This window comes from Enterococcus sp. AZ095a (genome assembly GCF_050546735.1).
GTDB classification, from domain to species: domain Bacteria; phylum Bacillota; class Bacilli; order Lactobacillales; family Enterococcaceae; genus Enterococcus_D; species Enterococcus_D entomosocium.
The window spans coordinates 250,678-266,829 of record NZ_CP172953.1 but is presented as its reverse complement, the minus strand read 5'-3'; the positions used below and the strand labels follow the sequence as shown (position 1 = coordinate 266,829).

At 44.8% G+C, this 16,152-nt stretch carries 17 protein-coding genes; 4 read left to right on the top strand and 13 right to left on the bottom strand.

The window, feature by feature from the left end; genetic code table 11:
- Nucleotides 1-28: 28 nt before the first annotated feature.
- Nucleotides 29-499 (bottom strand): 30S ribosomal protein S7, encoded by a 471-nt coding sequence (rpsG, locus tag IGJ26_RS01245; RefSeq protein WP_003127957.1) that lies wholly within the window; start codon nt 497-499, stop codon nt 29-31.
- A gap of 70 nt (nt 500-569) precedes the next feature.
- A complete protein-coding gene (gene rpsL / locus IGJ26_RS01240; RefSeq protein WP_003127956.1) occupies nt 570-983 on the bottom strand; it encodes a 30S ribosomal protein S12 in 414 nt (137 codons plus the stop codon).
- 304 nt (nt 984-1,287) lie between these two features.
- Here rpsL and rpiA point away from each other — a divergent pair, with 304 nt between their 5' ends.
- The 4 genes from rpiA (at nt 1,288) to IGJ26_RS01220 (ending at nt 4,325) form a co-directional block, all read left to right on the top strand.
- Nucleotides 1,288-1,962 (top strand): ribose-5-phosphate isomerase RpiA, encoded by a 675-nt coding sequence (gene rpiA, locus IGJ26_RS01235; protein ID WP_005226875.1) that lies wholly within the window; start codon nt 1,288-1,290, stop codon nt 1,960-1,962.
- A gap of 151 nt (nt 1,963-2,113) precedes the next feature.
- Complete coding sequence (locus tag IGJ26_RS01230; RefSeq protein WP_005226873.1) at nt 2,114-2,695, top strand: recombinase family protein; 582 nt, start codon at nt 2,114-2,116, stop codon at nt 2,693-2,695.
- A gap of 194 nt (nt 2,696-2,889) precedes the next feature.
- On the top strand, nt 2,890-3,576 hold the full coding sequence (gene gpmA / locus IGJ26_RS01225; protein WP_005226871.1) for a 2,3-diphosphoglycerate-dependent phosphoglycerate mutase: 687 nt from the start codon (nt 2,890-2,892) through the stop codon (nt 3,574-3,576).
- 101 nt (nt 3,577-3,677) lie between these two features.
- Entirely contained in the window at nt 3,678-4,325 is a 648-nt protein-coding gene (locus IGJ26_RS01220) for an SGNH/GDSL hydrolase family protein (RefSeq protein WP_430599804.1), read from the top strand.
- A 52-nt stretch (nt 4,326-4,377) separates the two neighbouring features.
- Here IGJ26_RS01220 and IGJ26_RS01215 read toward each other — a convergent pair whose 3' ends face one another.
- The 11 genes from IGJ26_RS01215 to IGJ26_RS01165 form a co-directional block, all read right to left on the bottom strand.
- On the bottom strand, nt 4,378-5,565 hold the full coding sequence (locus IGJ26_RS01215; RefSeq protein WP_430599803.1) for an iron-containing alcohol dehydrogenase: 1,188 nt from the start codon (nt 5,563-5,565) through the stop codon (nt 4,378-4,380).
- 198 nt (nt 5,566-5,763) lie between these two features.
- Nucleotides 5,764-6,468 (bottom strand): purine-nucleoside phosphorylase, encoded by a 705-nt coding sequence (deoD, locus tag IGJ26_RS01210; RefSeq protein WP_005226852.1) that lies wholly within the window; start codon nt 6,466-6,468, stop codon nt 5,764-5,766.
- Nucleotides 6,469-6,493: 25 nt separating this feature from the next.
- Nucleotides 6,494-7,312, bottom strand: a complete 819-nt coding sequence (locus tag IGJ26_RS01205; protein ID WP_008376402.1) for a purine-nucleoside phosphorylase — start codon at nt 7,310-7,312, stop codon at nt 6,494-6,496.
- A gap of 10 nt (nt 7,313-7,322) precedes the next feature.
- Nucleotides 7,323-8,489, bottom strand: a complete 1,167-nt coding sequence (deoB, locus tag IGJ26_RS01200; RefSeq protein WP_008376404.1) for a phosphopentomutase — start codon at nt 8,487-8,489, stop codon at nt 7,323-7,325.
- A gap of 194 nt (nt 8,490-8,683) precedes the next feature.
- Nucleotides 8,684-9,637: an ABC transporter permease gene (locus tag IGJ26_RS01195; protein ID WP_005232556.1), complete on the bottom strand. Its 954-nt coding sequence runs from the start codon at nt 9,635-9,637 to the stop codon at nt 8,684-8,686.
- Nucleotides 9,637-10,788 (bottom strand): ABC transporter permease, encoded by a 1,152-nt coding sequence (locus IGJ26_RS01190; protein ID WP_430600002.1) that lies wholly within the window; start codon nt 10,786-10,788, stop codon nt 9,637-9,639. Before IGJ26_RS01190 ends, IGJ26_RS01195 begins: the two co-directional genes overlap by 1 nt.
- Nucleotides 10,781-12,391, bottom strand: a complete 1,611-nt coding sequence (locus IGJ26_RS01185; RefSeq protein WP_005232559.1) for an ABC transporter ATP-binding protein — start codon at nt 12,389-12,391, stop codon at nt 10,781-10,783. Before IGJ26_RS01185 ends, IGJ26_RS01190 begins: the two co-directional genes overlap by 8 nt.
- A 137-nt stretch (nt 12,392-12,528) precedes the next feature.
- Entirely contained in the window at nt 12,529-13,647 is a 1,119-nt protein-coding gene (locus IGJ26_RS01180) for a BMP family lipoprotein (protein ID WP_034872080.1), read from the bottom strand.
- Nucleotides 13,648-13,710: 63 nt separating this feature from the next.
- Complete coding sequence (locus IGJ26_RS01175) at nt 13,711-14,109, bottom strand: cytidine deaminase (RefSeq protein ID WP_005226837.1); 399 nt, start codon at nt 14,107-14,109, stop codon at nt 13,711-13,713.
- 51 nt (nt 14,110-14,160) lie between these two features.
- Complete coding sequence (gene deoC, locus IGJ26_RS01170; RefSeq protein ID WP_008376411.1) at nt 14,161-14,823, bottom strand: deoxyribose-phosphate aldolase; 663 nt, start codon at nt 14,821-14,823, stop codon at nt 14,161-14,163.
- A 13-nt stretch (nt 14,824-14,836) separates the two neighbouring features.
- On the bottom strand, nt 14,837-16,138 hold the full coding sequence (locus tag IGJ26_RS01165; RefSeq protein ID WP_042890150.1) for a pyrimidine-nucleoside phosphorylase: 1,302 nt from the start codon (nt 16,136-16,138) through the stop codon (nt 14,837-14,839).
- Nucleotides 16,139-16,152: the final 14 nt, after the last annotated feature.

Here is a 16,152-nt window from a genome sequence, read left to right as displayed (position 1 = left end):
TACCTTCCAATAAAAAGCAGTGAGGATCTTACCAACGATAGTGAGCAAATGCGCGGTTGGCTTCCGCCATTTTGTGTGTGTCTTCGCGTTTTTTCACAGAAGCACCAGTGTTGTTTGCTGCATCCATGATTTCTTTTGCAAGACGTTCTTCCATTGTGTGTTCGCCACGCAAACGAGCGTAGTTTACCACCCAACGAAGACCTAGAGTTGTACGACGTTCAGGACGTACTTCTACTGGTACTTGGTAGTTAGAACCACCGACACGGCGAGCTTTAACTTCCAATACAGGCATAATGTTTTTCATTGCTTGTTCGAAAACTTCCAATGGATCATTTCCTGTAGATTCTTTGATAATGCCAAAAGCATTGTAGATAATATTTGCAGCAACACCGCGTTTACCATCAACCATTACACGGTTGATCAAACGAGTTACTAATTTTGAGTTATAAATAGGATCTGGTAAAACATCACGTTTTGCAACAGGACCTTTACGAGGCATCCGTAACTCCTCCTTCCGAGATATCAGTTCTGATTTAAATAAGATTCATTTGATCTGTTTGTCTTAAAGATTAAGCTTTAGGACGTTTTGTACCATATTTAGAACGAGATTGTTTACGATCGTTAACACCGGCAGTATCCAATGCACCACGAACGATATGGTAACGTACCCCTGGTAAGTCTTTTACACGTCCACCACGTAACAAGACCACGCTGTGTTCTTGTAAGTTGTGTCCGATACCTGGAATATAAGCTGTCACTTCAATCAAGTTTGACAAACGAACACGCGCATATTTACGTAGAGCTGAGTTCGGTTTTTTCGGTGTCATAGTTCCCACACGAGTAGCTACCCCACGCTTTTGAGGTGAGTTAACATTCGTTTGAGCTTTCTTGAAACTGTTATATCCTTTGTTCAATGCTGGTGAATTTGATTTTTCAACCTTGGATTTACGAGGTTTACGTACTAATTGATTAATTGTAGGCATCCCTAGTTGTCCTCCTTCCTTGATTCGCTTTATAGTCCCACACATCCAGGTGGTTCTTTTTTTGCGATAAAAAATAATGCATTCTCTGCATTCATATCAACTATGCTTTGATAGACAGTCAGCACGTCTCCAACGAGAGACCTGTAGATAAAGCACCTTTGATAGAATATCATGCTTATTCTTACCTGTCAAGTATCCTCCCAAGCTTTTTTCAAAAGAAATCTGTTACGAAAAAATCCGCAAATTTTGCGCTTCTTCCTATATAATAGAGACAAAGCATTTATTTAAAAAAGGCGGGAAGAAAATGAACCTAAAAGAAATGGTCGGCATTGAAGCGGCTAGTTATGTAAAAGATGGCATGGTCGTTGGCTTGGGCACTGGCTCAACAGCCTACTACATGATTGAAGAACTGGGTCGACGTGTAAAAGAAGAAGGTCTATCGATCACTGGTGTCCCAACTTCTTGGGCATCGAAAAAACAAGCAGAAGGATTAGGTATCCCGATTCGCACCATCGATGAAGTGGACGCTGTGGATCTAACGATCGACGGTGCAGATGAGATCAGCAAGGATTATCATGGCATCAAAGGCGGCGGTGCAGCCCTTTTATTCGAAAAAATCGTGGCGTCTAACTCCAAAAAAGTTTTGTGGATCGTTGATGAATCGAAAATGGTCGAAACACTTGGTGCCTTCCCGTTGCCAGTGGAAGTGATCCCTTATGGCAGCCAACAGCTGTTGCGTCTGTTCGAGAAGAAAAACTACCATCCAAAACTGCGTCTGAATGAAGAAGGCGAACCGTTAAAAACCGATTGCAGCAATTACATCATCGATCTTCATCTAGAAACGATCACCGCTCCTACTGAGTTGGCACAGGAATTAGATGCTACAGTGGGCGTGGTTGAACACGGTCTGTTTTTGGATATGGTTCATACGATCATTGTCGGATTGCCTGAAGGACCGAGTACCAAGCACGTTAGATAAAGGAAACAAAAAAGGAGAAGCAAAAATGCTTCTCTTTTTTTCGTTATTTTTCTTCAATCGACTTAATTTTTATTATTTTTTGTGCAAATTACCCTATCATTTAAGAAATAATTATGATACATTCAATAAAAAGGGAAAGGTAGGAGGGTTTATGAAAATCATAGGCTATGCTCGTTCAACGATCACCGACAACTCAACAAGTGAACAATTAAACAAGCTCGAAGAATTTGGGTGTCATGAATTTTTCCATGAGACATTTAGCGTGGAAGAAAGTGAAGAAAATCATTCATTGGAGTCAGTGGTGGCACAAATGCAGCCCGGCGACACCTTAGTCGTTACGGAACTGCATCGTTTAGGGAAAACGACCAGACAGCTGACCGATCTCACTGATCTATTAAAACAGCGAGAGCTTCATCTGGTTTCACTGGCAGAACAAATCGATACCCGCGGTCCGATGGGACAGGTTTACTTCAATTTAATGGAAGGACTTGCGATCATGGAACGCTCACTCATCAAAGAGCGCACGCTGGTCGGCTTAAATAAAGCCCGCAAAAAAGGCAAAATTGGCGGTCGTCCAAAAATCGATCCAAAAACGATTAAAAAAATCCGTCAATTGTACTACGAAAAAAAAGAAACGATTCAATATATTTCTGAAAAATGCGGTGTTTCTGTAGGTACATGCTATAAATACATAAAATTATCCGAAGAAGAATGGAACAAGTTACGTTCATAGTTGTCGACTCCCCCTAGAACAGCATGAAACAAAAGCGGTCCTCTTTTTAATGATCCCCTTTTGTTTTTCCTTAAGAATGGCGTTTTCCCCCAGCTTTTCCTCCAAAACCATGGAAATTCTTTGAGAAAGAGTGTACAATAAATACGGAATTGAAAATTTCAGAAAAATATCGAATATCTAAAGGAGAGTTTTACATGCCAAAATTAGTATTTTCTCGTCATGGACTAAGCGAATGGAACAAATTAAACCAGTTTACCGGTTGGGCTGATGTTGATCTAGCGCCAGAAGGTGTCGAAGAAGCAATCGAAGGCGGACGTAAAATCAAAGAAGCAGGCATCGAATTTGACGTTGCTTACACATCTGTTTTAACTCGTGCCATCAAAACTTGTAATTACATTTTAGAATATTCTGATCAACTTTGGGTACCAACGATCAAATCATGGCGCTTAAACGAACGTCATTACGGTAAATTACAAGGTTTAAATAAAAAAGAAACTGCTGAAAAATACGGTGACGAACAAGTACACATCTGGCGTCGTTCTTACGATGTTTTACCTCCATTGATGGAAGCTTCAGATGAAGGTTCTGCTGCAAACGACCGTCGTTATGCAATGCTTGACCCTCGCGACGTACCTGGTGGAGAAAACTTAAAAGTTACTTTAGAACGTGCATTGCCTTTCTGGCAAGATGAAATCGCCCCAGCATTAAAAGACGACAAAACTGTCTTAGTTGCGGCTCACGGAAACTCTCTACGTGCATTAGCAAAACATATCGAAGGTATTTCTGACGAAGATATCATGGATCTTGAGATCCCAACTGGTCAACCACTTGTTTATGAATTGAACGATGATTTGACTGTTGCGAAAAAATACTACTTATAAGCCTCGCTTATCGCTGCCCTTTTTAACCAAAGGGCAGTTTTTTTATTGGCATTTTCTCCCCCCTCTTTTATAATTGAGGGCATACTCGAAAGGAGCTTATTATGAAACTAGTCAAAAATAATACCGTTTTATTTTTAGGTGACAGCATCACAGATTGCGATCGTGATCGCCAAGACCCCCACGATTTAGGACATGGGTTTGCCCGTCTCGTTGCCGATCAGCTGGCAGAGAAATTCCCCACTGCGGGCTTTACCTTTTATAACCGCGGGATCGGCGGCAATAAAGCTGCCGATGTCTTAGCCCGTCTCCAAGAAGATTGCCTCCAATTAGCGCCTGACGTCTTGGTCTTTATGATTGGGATCAACGACACGTGGCACAATGCCGGTGGTCCCGATTTTGGTTCAGAAGCTGCGGCAACGTCCTTTGAGGCAACCTACCGTCAAATTCTGGAACAAGTGACCCAACAGGGGATCACGCGTATTTTCTTGCTGGAACCTTTTGTATTGCCATATCCTGAAGATCGCCAAACCTGGCGGATCGATCTTGATCCGAAAATCCAAATCGTTCGTCGCTTAGCTGCCGCCTTTCATTGTCAACTGCTGCCGCTGGATGGCTTGTTTGCCGAAGCATCCGTCGCTAGCTCCCCACAGGCACTGACAGGCGATGACGGTGTGCACCCTACTCCTGCAGGACACGCCTTGATTGCGAATCAGCTAATGGCCCGTTTGGCTTTTTCTTCTGAAGGGTAAATAAACAGACCGCTCCGCGACAACCAAGTCGCAGGAACGGTCTGTTTAATGATTAAAGATAGGTTGAAGGAGTCAAGGAATCTTGGTAGATTGCGATCACGTCTTCTTCTTGTAGCGGTACATACGCATTTGTTGCAATAGAGCTGAATTGAACTGCTTGAGCCGCCATTTCAGCAAAATGAGTGTCATCGGCGATTCCCACTTCTGGCAAAGTCATCGGAATATCGCAAGAAGCAAAAAAGTCATACAGTTTTTGAATCCCCATTCGGGCAGCTAATTCTGGCACTGCTTCTTGGACACCAAAGACTTCTCTGGCAAAACGCGCAAATTTCGGCGCCGTTTCTTCATTCAATACATGAAGCATCCAGCGTGGGGTCAGGATCGCTAAGCCGATGCCATGGGTAATGTCATAAAACGCACTCAACTCATGCTCCATCGCATGACAAGACCATGCACCACCCTTGCCGCTTCCAGTCAAACCATTTAAGGCTAAGGTGCTCGCCCACATCAAATTCGCCCGTGCGTCATAGTCCGAGGGATCCTTTAATGCGATGGGCAGATTTTTAATGACTGCTTTTAGCAATCCTTCTGCTACACCGTCTTGGACATCTGTTCCTTCTGTTTTACTGAAATAATTTTCAATCAGATGGCTCATGATATCCGCTGAACCGGCAGCCGTTTGATAACGACTGACACTAAAGGTCGTTGTTGGATCTAAAAAGGATACTTTCGGTAAAAATTCGGGTCCGTGAACGCCAAGTTTTTGTTTCGTTTCTAGATTAGAGATCACTGCGCCGCGATTCATTTCACTGCCGGTAGCCGCAAGGGTCAAGATCGTTACTAATGGAATCGCTGGTCCTTGATAGCTTCTGGAAAGTACTAAGTCCCAAGGCTCTTGCTCACTGCAAGCCGCCCCAGCAATCACTTTGCTGCAATCAATTACAGAACCGCCGCCAACAGCTAAAATGACGTCGATCTTTTCTGAACGACAAAGAGCGGCTCCTTGACGAACGGTTTCGATTCGTGGATTTGGATCGACACCAGTCAATTCAGTGACTTTATTGCCGTTGGCAGTCAATTGCGCCATGACTGCATCGTACAAGCCGTTTTTCTTGATACTGCCGCCACCATAGACTAGCAAGACGTTTTTTCCAAATGTATTCAGTACTTCTGGCAATTCGTTCAGACGGTCTTTCCCAAAACGAATGTCCGTCGTTACATGAAACGTAAAATTATTCATTGTCTCGTCTCCTTTTTACACCTTTTCTTTTCATTAAACCATTTTCTGGCAAAAGTGCAACGCTTCTTCGTGGCTTTTTGCCAACAAAAAAAGATAACACATTCTCGGTTGCATGCAAACCAATACGATTTGGCTGCTTGCTCTCTCAAAAGCAAGCAGCCCTCGCATCGTTCATGCACCGATCCTGTGGTATCTTTTTTACGCAATCGCTGTTTCTAAGCCAACTTTGATCATGTCGTTAAACGTCGTTTGTCTTTCTTCTGGCGTTGTTTCTTCTCCAGTGATGATGTGGTCGCTGACAGTACAGATCGCTAAGGTTTGAACGTGGAATTTCGCCCCTAAATAGTATAAGGCTGCGGCTTCCATCTCAACACCCATCACTCCAAGGTCTGCCAACTGTAACGTTTCCGTCATGTCATCTTTGTAGAAGGTATCTTCAGATAAGATGTTGCCGACGTGGGTCGTAAATCCTGATTCAATCGCTGTATCATAGGCTTTACGCAGCAGTGCAAAGTCAGCGATTGGTGGGAAATGGAAACTTTGGAAGTTTTTTGCCACCATCGATGAACTTGTTGCTGCCGCTTGGGCAATCACAAGATCACGCACGTGGACATCTTTTGAGATGGCACCACACGTACCGACCCGAATCAATTTCTTCACGCCGTAAGAGTTGATCAATTCATGGGCATAGATGCTCGCTGAAGGCATGCCCATGCCGGTTCCTTGGACAGAGACCCGCTCGCCCTTATAAACGCCTGTATAGCCCAACATTCCCCGAACATTGTTGTAACAGATCGGGTCTTCTAAAAATGTTTCAGCAATATATTTTGCCCGCAGTGGATCACCTGGTAACAAGATTTTGTCTGCGATCTCGCCTGCTTTTGCTTCGATATGAACGCTCATTCGTTTTTCTCCTTTGGTCTGCTTTTTATAGTACTGCTAACGTTTCTTTGATCAACGCTTTAAATTCTGCCTTGACCCGTTCCGTCGTTTCCACGACTTCTTCGTGATTCAAGCTCGCTTGCATACCAGCAGCCAAGTTTGTGATGCAAGAAACACCTAAGACTTTCAAGCCACTGTGAACAGCAACGATCACTTCTGGGACAGTCGACATACCGACAGCATCGGCACCGATCGTCCGAGCAAAGCGGATCTCTGCTGGCGTTTCATACGTAGGACCTGAGAAGCCCATATAGACGCCTTCTTTTAAGTGCAATCCTTTTGATGCGCCAACTTTTTGTGCCGCTTCCCGATAAGGCAAATGGTAAGCTTGGCTCATATCTGGGAAACGTGGACCCATTTCTTCTTCGTTTTCACCAATCAGTGGGTTGTCCCCCATAAAGTTGATTTGATCGGTGATCAACATCAAGTCTCCAGGCTGGAAGCTTTCGTTCACACCGCCACAGGCATTGGTCACGACTAAGGAATGAGCTTTCAATGCCGCCATCACACGGACGGGGTAAGTGACCGTCTGCATCGAATGGCCTTCATAATAATGGAATCGTCCTTGCATCGCTAAGACTTTTTTCCCAGCTAATGTTCCATAGACCAATTGTCCAGCATGACCGACCACTGTCGAAACAGGAAAATGCGGGATATCGTTATAAGGCAACACGATTGGATTTTCGATCTCATCGGCTAGTTCACCTAAGCCAGATCCTAAAATCAACCCAAATTCCACTTCACCGACGCCGCTTCCTTTGATAAATGCCGTTGTTTCTTGTAATTTCTCATGTAACGTTGTCATTTCATCACCTCTAATTTAAATGTTTTAAAAAGCTTGTTCCGTTTTCTGTAGCTGAAACACCAAAGTTTTCAGCGATCGTTGCGGAAATATCCGCATAGTAGCCTTGTGGCAATTGGCCTTGGCCTTGAAATTTCTTGCTGTACGCTAGTAATGGCACATATTCTCTCGTGTGATCCGTTCCCGTAAAGGTTGGGTCATTGCCGTGGTCAGCTGTGATCAACAGCAGATCCTCGTCTCCCATTGCTTCTAAGAGTTCTGGAATACGCAAATCAAAATCTTCAATGGCGTGGGCATACCCTACGACATCGCGACGGTGACCATAAAGCGCATCGAAGTCGACTAAGTTCGTAAAGCTTAGACCCGTAAAGTCTTGTTTCATCACCTTCAATAATTGATCCACACCGTCCATATTGCTCTTCGTCCGTACAGAATCGGTGATTCCTTGCCCGTTGAAGATATCATTGATTTTCCCAACGGCGATCACGTCTTTTCCAGCTTCTTTCAATGAATCTAACACTGTATGGCCAAATGGATCGAGTGCGTAGTCATGACGATTGCTCGTACGAGTAAAGTTTCCAGGCTCACCGACATAAGGACGCGCGATGATGCGGCCGATCATATACGGCTCATCTTTCGTGATATCCCGAACGTACTGACAAATACGATACAATTCTTCTAATGGAATGATTTCCTCATGAGCGGCGATCTGCAACACTGGGTCAGCCGAAGTGTAAACGATCAGATCCCCGGTCTTCATTTGATGTTCGCCAAAGTCATCAATGACTGCTGTCCCAGAATACGGCGCATTGCAGACGATTTTGCGTCCAGAGAACGCTTCGATCTGTTGCAATAATTCATCGGGAAACCCATCTGGAAATACGCGGAAAGGCTTTTGGATATTCAAGCCCATGATCTCCCAGTGACCCGTCATCGTATCTTTCCCAACAGAAACTTCTTCCAATTTGGTTGCATACCCATCATGGTCAGCTACCGCCTTTACGCCTTCTAAAGGACGAATCGTCCCTAGGCCTAATTGTTCCAAATGAGGGATCGTTAAGCCTGCTTCTTTTGCAATATGGCCTAATGTATCTGAACCGACATCACCAAAAGCTGCCGCATCAGGTGCTTCACCAATTCCGACTGAATCCATCACGATCAAGTGTACACGTTTAAACATTCTATTCCCTACTTTCTTTATTTTATGCTTTTACAAGCGGATCTACTACCTCTATCATACTAAACTTAAGCAAAAATTGCGCTGGGTTGCTTTGGAAATTTCCTGACGCTTTCCTTTCACCCAGAGGATAGAAAAAGGGCAGGACACAGCAACACATTCATGTCCCATAGCCCCACCCTTTCATACTGAAAAAATTATTTAGATTTAATGTAGTTCTTCCCGTTAGCTTTCGGACCAGCAGCTTTTCCAAGGAAAAGAACGAGCACGATGATCGTCAAGGCATAAGGCGCAGCTTGTAAGTAAACTGCTGGAATGGAAGAGATGATTGGCAGCTGGCCACCTACGATACTGATGTTTTGCGCGAAACCGAAGAAAATCGCTGCGCCCATCGCACCAAGTGGATTCCATTTACCAAAGATCATCGCAGCCATCGAGATAAACCCTTGACCGGCGATCGTTGTCACAGCAAAGCGACCCGCGATCGATTGAGCAAACAAGGCACCGCCCATCCCACCAAGGAATCCAGAGATCAAGACGCCTGAGTAACGCATCACGTAAACATTGATCCCTAAGGTATCAGCTGCTTGAGGATGCTCACCGACAGAACGAAGACGCAACCCAAAGCGTGTTTTGAAAATCACGAACCACGCGATCACTGAGATCAAAATAGCGAAGTACGCCGGTAAGAACGTTTGATTAAAGAAAATCGGGCCAATGATAGGAATATCTTTAAGAATCGGGAAATTGAAATACCCCAATGTCCGTTGGATGTTATCGGTTTGCCCTTTGTTGTAGATCGCTTTAACTAAGAACACGGCCAAAGCTGGTGCCATCAAGTTCATCACCGTACCACTGATGATGTGGTCTGCACGGAAGTTGATGGTTGCCACCGCATGCAGCAAGGAGAAAACCACACCGACAAGTCCGCCGACGAGCATCCCTAACCACGGTGTCCACGCACCAAATTGTGACGCAAATTCAATATTGAAAACAATCGAGCTAAAAGCACCCATAACCATGATTCCTTCAAGACCCACGTTAACGATCCCGCTTCGCTCTGAGAACACGCCACCTAGCGCCGTCAAAATCAGAGGAGACGCATAAATCAATGTTTGAGTGACGATCGAAGAAATTAAACTAATATCCATTAGATGGTTCCTCCTTCCTGATCTTGATCGTTTGGTTGGGCTTCAATCTCCTGTACGACCAGCGCTTCTTTTTTGCCGTCAAAGATTTTTGCCAACAAGAAACGAATCACAAAACTGATCGCTACGAAGAAAATAATAATTGCGATATTAACATCAACTAATTCAGATGGAATACCTGCAAACTGCATGCCTTGTCCACCTAATTTCAAAATACTGAACAAGAGGGCTGAAAGCAAGATTCCGATCGATGAGCCGCTTCCTAACAAGGATACAGCCATACCGTCAAACCCGATGCTTAATGATGACCCTTGAACGAAGAAGTTTTCAAACGTTCCTAGTCCTTGAACAACTCCACCTAATCCGGCAAGTGTCCCAGAGATGATCATGGAGATAACGATCGTCCGTTTGCTGCTCATCCCAGCATATTCAGAAGCGCTTGGGTTCAAGCCCACCGCGCGGATCTCATAACCAAGAGTGGTTTTTTTCATCAAGAACCAAACCAAAACTAAGAAGATCAAGGCTAAGAAGATCCCTAAGTTCAAGCGAGAGTTGCTCGTGATGCTTGCTAGAAACGGCGTCTGCATGGAGGCATTTTCCCCCACCATTTTCGTGACCCCTTTTGTCGTGATCATGGATTCACTCATCACATTATTGACTAAATGGTTCCCCGTATAAAGCAAGATATAGTTCATCATGATCGTCACGATGACTTCACTTGTTCCAAAGAATGCCCGTAGGAAACCAGGAATCGCAGCTGCGATCGCCCCGCATAAAGCCCCTACGATCACGGCTAATGGCAAGACCACCAACCGAGGCGCATCCGGCATCGCCAGTGCGACCCAGATACTGGCAACCCAACCTGCTAGCGCTTGACCAGAAAGACCGATATTGAAGAATCCTGCTGAGTTTGCAACGGCAAATCCCAGAGCAGTAAAGATCAAGGGTCCTGCTGTAACAAAAATCTCACCAATGTTGCGGGCATTTAACCCACCTGTTTGTCCGTTGATAAAAACGGTCCGGAACATTTGTGTATACCCTGTGATCGGGCTGTAGCCGAAGGCCGCCATGATGATTCCGCCAAGGACGAATCCCAACAAGACAGCGATGATCGGCACTAATATATTGCGGATCTTTTCTTTGCGGTTATTCAACCGAACCACCTACTTCCTCCATTTGCAGCTCTCGTCTTGCTTCCTCCAAGGAGTACCCTGCCATCAACAAGCCAAGCTCTTTCTCTGATGTTTCTTTCGGATCAACGACCCCAACGATCTCACCAGCATGAATAACAGCAATGCGGTCTGATACATTCAAAATTTCATCTAATTCAAAGCTGACTAATAAAACAGCTTTGAACTTATCCCGTTGTTCAATCAAGCGTTTGTGGATAAATTCGATCGCTCCGACATCCAACCCACGGGTCGGATTGGCAACGATCAATAGATCAGGATCGCGGCTGATTTCTCGTGCGATAATCGCTTTTTGTTGATTCCCGCCGGACAATGCCCGTGCCGGTACGATCTCATTGACTGTTCGTACGTCAAATTCTTGAATCAAGTCACGAGCAAACTCGTTGATTTCTCCATAATCTAAGACACCTGCATTACTCAAAGGTTTTTTGTAGTAGGTTTGTAAGGCGATGTTTTCTGATAACATCATATCCAAGACAAGCCCGTATTTATGGCGGTCTTCTGGCACATGACCAACGCCGGCTTCGGTGACTTTCCGAGGCTTGAAGTTGGTGATGTCATCGCCATTCAGCAAGACCTTGCCACTTTCGACTTTCCGTAAACCAGTGATGGCTTGTAACAGCTCTGATTGCCCATTGCCATCAATACCAGCAATCCCCAATACTTCACCTGCACGTACTTCTAAGCTTAAGTTTTTGACTGCTTCTAAGCCACGGTTTTCTTTTACGACTAAGTTTTCAACAGAAAGCACGACTTCTTTTGGTGACGCCTCTTTCTTCGGTGTCTTGAAGGACACAGAACGACCAACCATCATATCGGCCAACTGTTGGGAGCTGACGTCTTTGACATTGACAGTGCCGATCCCTTGCCCCCGACGGATAACTGTACAACGGTCTGCCACCGCTTTGATCTCATCCAGTTTGTGGGTGATCAAGATGATCGATTTCCCTTCACGCACCAATCCGCGCATGATCTCGATCAGTTCTTCGATTTCTTGCGGTGTCAAAACTGCCGTTGGTTCATCAAAAATCAGTACATCTGCGCCGCGGTAAAGAGTCTTCAAGATCTCTACCCGTTGTTCCATCCCAACAGAGATGTCACGCACATAGGCATCTGGATCAACCGATAAACCATATTGTTCAGAAACTTTTTTGATTTCTTTGCGGGCTTTCTTGCGATCTAACACACCGAGATGATGGGGTTCGCTCCCCAAAATGATATTTTCTGTTACAGTAAAGGCGTCTACCAGCATGAAATGCTGATGCACCATCCCGATCCCCAATTTGTTTGCTGCGGTCGGACTCGTGATATTCACTTTTTCACCATTCATCCAGATTTCACCAGATGTTGGTTCCAATAATCCTGACAGCATATTCATCAAGGTCGACTTGCCCGCTCCATTTTCACCAAGCAATGCGTGGATTTCTCCTGGCCTTACTTGCAAGTTGACATCGTCATTGGCTTTGAACGTTCCAAACTCTTTGGTGATATGACGCATTTCTACAACATATTTTTCCTCAGCCAAATTACTCACATCCTTACTTTCTAATTCGCTTATACAAACCATTCGTCATGTCAAAAAAATAATTGCTATTGCTTAGGATGATTACTATCCTCATGAAAACCCGTAGCTTTCATCAACATAGTAATCCAACAACGATCATCTTGCCCTAGGCTAGGGCAAGATAACCGAAAAGAACCACTTTATTTTTCAGGTGTTTCTGGTACTTCTACTTTGCCGTCGATCACGTCTTGTTTCGCTGTTTCGATCGCTGCTTTGGCATCATCTGAAAGGAACCCTTCAGTAATGTCTACACCGCCATCTTTCAAGCCGTAAACAATGTGTTCGCCGCCAGGGAAGTTATCTTCTAACGCACGAGTTGAGATATCTTGTACCGCTGCGCCAACACCTTTCAATGTTGAAGCCAGTGTGAAGTTATCTTCTTTGCCGTCAGCAGTTGTGAATTTTCCTTCGTCTTGTTGATCGCTATCCACACCGATGACCCAAACTTTTTTGTCTTCTAGGTCTGCTTCGTTCAATTGTTCGTTGATTGCTTTTGCTTCCTGGAAGACACCTGCACCAGTACCGCCAGATGCGTGGAAGATTACGTCAGCGCCGCCTTGATACATTGAAGCTGCCAATGCTTTTCCTTTGGCAGGATCACCAAATGATGCTGCATATTGAGAATCAATGGTAATTTCTTTGCCTAGTTTTTCAGCTGCGTCTTGAACACCCTTTGTGAAACCAGCTTCGAAACGGTCGATAACGACGCCTTCTTCACCACCGATGAAGCCGACTTTGTTTGTTTTGGTTGTATAAGCTGCAGCATAACCAGCTAAGTAAGCTGCTTCATTATCTTTAAATGTTGCTGAAACAACGTTGTCTTTGCCTTCGATCACATCATCGATGATCCCGAATTGTGTATCAGGGTTTTGGTCAGCTGCTGCTGCGATTGAATCTTTCAATAAGTAACCCACACCGAAAATCGTTTTGAAACCATTTTGAACGGCACCATTTACGTTTGTTGTGTATTCTGATGCTTCATTTGATTGCACGTAGTCATAACCACCAGCACCGCGAGCGATCCCGTGTTCTTCCCCCCATGCTTCTAAGCCTTCCCATGCGGATTGGTTGAATGAACGGTCATCCACCCCGCCGATATCGGTAACGATTGCGACACTATGCGCTGCATCAGTCGTACCGTCTGCAGAACCGCCACCAGTTGAATCAGTTGAACCTGAATTTCCTCCGCCACAAGCACCAAGTAAAGTCAACCCAGCTACTGCAACAATACCTAAACTAAATAATTTTGCTTTTTTCATTGCTGTAAAGCCCCCTAAAAATATAGTTTTTTTCAACAGCCGCATCGACTGAATGAACATGGTTTATAAATCTTTGTTCGTAAAGTAATAAGGCAATAGGCCTTCTACCGTGGTTTCTTTGATGACACCATCATCGCCGACTAAGGTCACCGGCATATCTGGCGCACAAAATTCCACCATGACCTGGCGGCAAGCACCGCAAGGAGAGATCGGTTCTGGCGTATGACCCGCCACAACCAAATGTTGAAACTCTTTTTCGCCTTCAGAAACGGCTTTGAAAAAAGCCGTTCGTTCTGCGCAATTTGTTAAGCCATATGAGGCATTTTCAATGTTGATCCCTTGATATATCGTCCCATTTTTGGCAACGAGACAAGCACCGACCGGAAACTTAGAGTACGGCACATACGCTTTATCTAAGGCGGAAACGGCGGTGTCGATCCACTCTTTTTTCGCTATTGTCATTGTCTTCCCCGCTCTTGTTTTTAATTTTTGCTACTTTACTTAATGCTAGGCTTAATAGCCAGCACCTGTTGAGCCAGTCACGATGGCAACACTTGCGCTTGTTCCTAAGCGATTTGCCCCCGCTTCGACCATAGCTGCCGCTTCTGCTTCGTTGTGGATACCACCGGAAGCTTTGACACCCATTTCTGGTCCTACAGTTTCACGCATCAAGCGAACATCTTCAATGACTGCCCCACCAGTTGAAAAGCCAGTTGAGGTTTTCACGAAATCTGCACCGGCTGCTTTGGCTAATTCACAGGCTTTGACGATTTCTTCGTTGTCTAATAACGCTGTTTCAATGATTACTTTGACAAGCGCTTTGTCTTTGGCTGCTTCAACGACTGCTTCGATGTCTGCTTGAACTTTTTTGTATTGTTTTGATTTCAAGGCACCTACGTTGATTACCATATCGACTTCATCTGCGCCGTTTTTGATCGCATCTGTTGTTTCATAAGCTTTGACCTCAGATGTGTTTGCCCCTAAAGGAAAACCGATCACGGTACAAACAGCCGTTGGTTCGCCTTGTAATTTTTCTGCTGCTAATGAAACCCACGTTGGATTGATGCAGACAGAATAGAAGTGATAGGTTTTTGCCTCTTCGATGATTCGTAAAACATCTTCCTCCGTTGCGTCTGCTTTCAAAATCGTGTGGTCGATCATGCGATTCAATTCCATTTTTATTCGCTCCTTATTCTGTAATAATGTCATGGATCAATGGCGGTTCTGCGCCATCTTCCCCAATTTCAATATTTTGGTCGATCAATGCTTTGACATCCTCGATTGCTTCGGTATTGCTATAGATCGTCAATAGCGATTCCCCTTCAGTTACGGATTCGCCAACTTTCTTATGCAATTTGATGCCCACTGCATGGTCGATGTCTTCGTCTTTGGTCTTACGACCTGCCCCTAACATCATCGCCGCGATCCCTAGCTCATTGGCAACTAATTTCGTCACCACGCCGCTAGTTTTCGCTGGGACCTCAACTTCATATTTTGCTGTCAAAATCTTGCTCGGGTCATCGATCACTGAAGCGTCTCCGCCTTGATCTATGATCATCTGTCTGAATTTTTCTAACGCTTTGCCTGAATGCAAGGCTTCTTCCAACAGTTGGCGTGCTTCTTCCAATGAATCAGCTTTTTTCGCTAAAACGACCATTTGGCTGCCCAGTGCATAGCACATTTCTTCCAAGTCTTTCGGTCCTTTTCCTTGCAGTGTCTCAATAGCTTCCACCACTTCCAAACTGTTCCCGATCGCTTCCCCTAGAGGTTGTGACATATCAGAAATGACTGCCATCGTTTGGCGATTTGCCAATTTTCCGATGCGGACCATCGTTTGGGCTAAGCGTTTGGCATCCTCCAAGTTTTTCATAAAGGCGCCATCGCCTGTGGTTACATCTAACACGATCGCATCGGCACCTGCCGCGATTTTTTTACTCATGATCGAGCTGGCGATCAATGGGATCGAACTAACCGTTGCCGTCACATCTCGTAAGGCATACAGTTTTTTGTCCGCAGGAGCTAAATCTCCTGATTGACCGATCACGGCCACTTTACTTTCGTTGACTAATCGGATAAAGTCGGCTTCAGAAAGCTCGATTTTAAATCCAGGGATCGCTTCAAGCTTGTCTAACGTCCCTCCGGTATAGCCTAAGCCGCGGCCAGACATTTTCGCAACCGGTACGCCAACACTAGCCACTAATGGCGCTAGGATCAACGTGGTCGTATCACCAACACCACCAGTCGAATGCTTATCGACTTTGATTCCTTCAATTGAGGATAGGTCGATCACTTCACCAGAATTTGCCATTGCTAGCGTTAAGTTCGTGATCTCTTCATCTGTCATATCTACATAAAAAATAGCCATCAACAAGGCACTCATTTGATAATCTGGAATACTTCCTTCAGTATACGCAGTTACAATGTAGTCAATTTCTTCCTTCGTCAATGACTTGCCGTCACGTTTCTTTTCAATTAAATCCACCATTCGCATCGAAATGACCCTCG

Bases quoted from the DNA above. Each gene is read 5' to 3' on its own strand.
- rpsG (WP_003127957.1), bottom strand. From the start codon at position 499: ATGCCTCGTAAAGGTCCTGTTGCAAAACGTGATGTTTTACCAGATCCT.
- rpsL (WP_003127956.1), bottom strand. From the start codon at position 983: ATGCCTACAATTAATCAATTAGTACGTAAACCTCGTAAATCCAAGGTT.
- rpiA (WP_005226875.1), top strand. From the start codon at position 1,288: ATGAACCTAAAAGAAATGGTCGGCATTGAAGCGGCTAGTTATGTAAAA.
- IGJ26_RS01230 (WP_005226873.1), top strand. From the start codon at position 2,114: ATGAAAATCATAGGCTATGCTCGTTCAACGATCACCGACAACTCAACA.
- gpmA (WP_005226871.1), top strand. From the start codon at position 2,890: ATGCCAAAATTAGTATTTTCTCGTCATGGACTAAGCGAATGGAACAAA.
- IGJ26_RS01220 (WP_430599804.1), top strand. From the start codon at position 3,678: ATGAAACTAGTCAAAAATAATACCGTTTTATTTTTAGGTGACAGCATC.
- IGJ26_RS01215 (WP_430599803.1), bottom strand. From the start codon at position 5,565: ATGAATAATTTTACGTTTCATGTAACGACGGACATTCGTTTTGGGAAA.
- deoD (WP_005226852.1), bottom strand. From the start codon at position 6,468: ATGAGCGTTCATATCGAAGCAAAAGCAGGCGAGATCGCAGACAAAATC.
- IGJ26_RS01205 (WP_008376402.1), bottom strand. From the start codon at position 7,312: ATGACAACGTTACATGAGAAATTACAAGAAACAACGGCATTTATCAAA.
- deoB (WP_008376404.1), bottom strand. From the start codon at position 8,489: ATGTTTAAACGTGTACACTTGATCGTGATGGATTCAGTCGGAATTGGT.
- IGJ26_RS01195 (WP_005232556.1), bottom strand. From the start codon at position 9,637: ATGGATATTAGTTTAATTTCTTCGATCGTCACTCAAACATTGATTTAT.
- IGJ26_RS01185 (WP_005232559.1), bottom strand. From the start codon at position 12,391: ATGGTTTGTATAAGCGAATTAGAAAGTAAGGATGTGAGTAATTTGGCT.
- IGJ26_RS01180 (WP_034872080.1), bottom strand. From the start codon at position 13,647: ATGAAAAAAGCAAAATTATTTAGTTTAGGTATTGTTGCAGTAGCTGGG.
- IGJ26_RS01175 (WP_005226837.1), bottom strand. From the start codon at position 14,109: ATGACAATAGCGAAAAAAGAGTGGATCGACACCGCCGTTTCCGCCTTA.
- deoC (WP_008376411.1), bottom strand. From the start codon at position 14,823: ATGGAATTGAATCGCATGATCGACCACACGATTTTGAAAGCAGACGCA.
- IGJ26_RS01165 (WP_042890150.1), bottom strand. From the start codon at position 16,138: ATGCGAATGGTGGATTTAATTGAAAAGAAACGTGACGGCAAGTCATTG.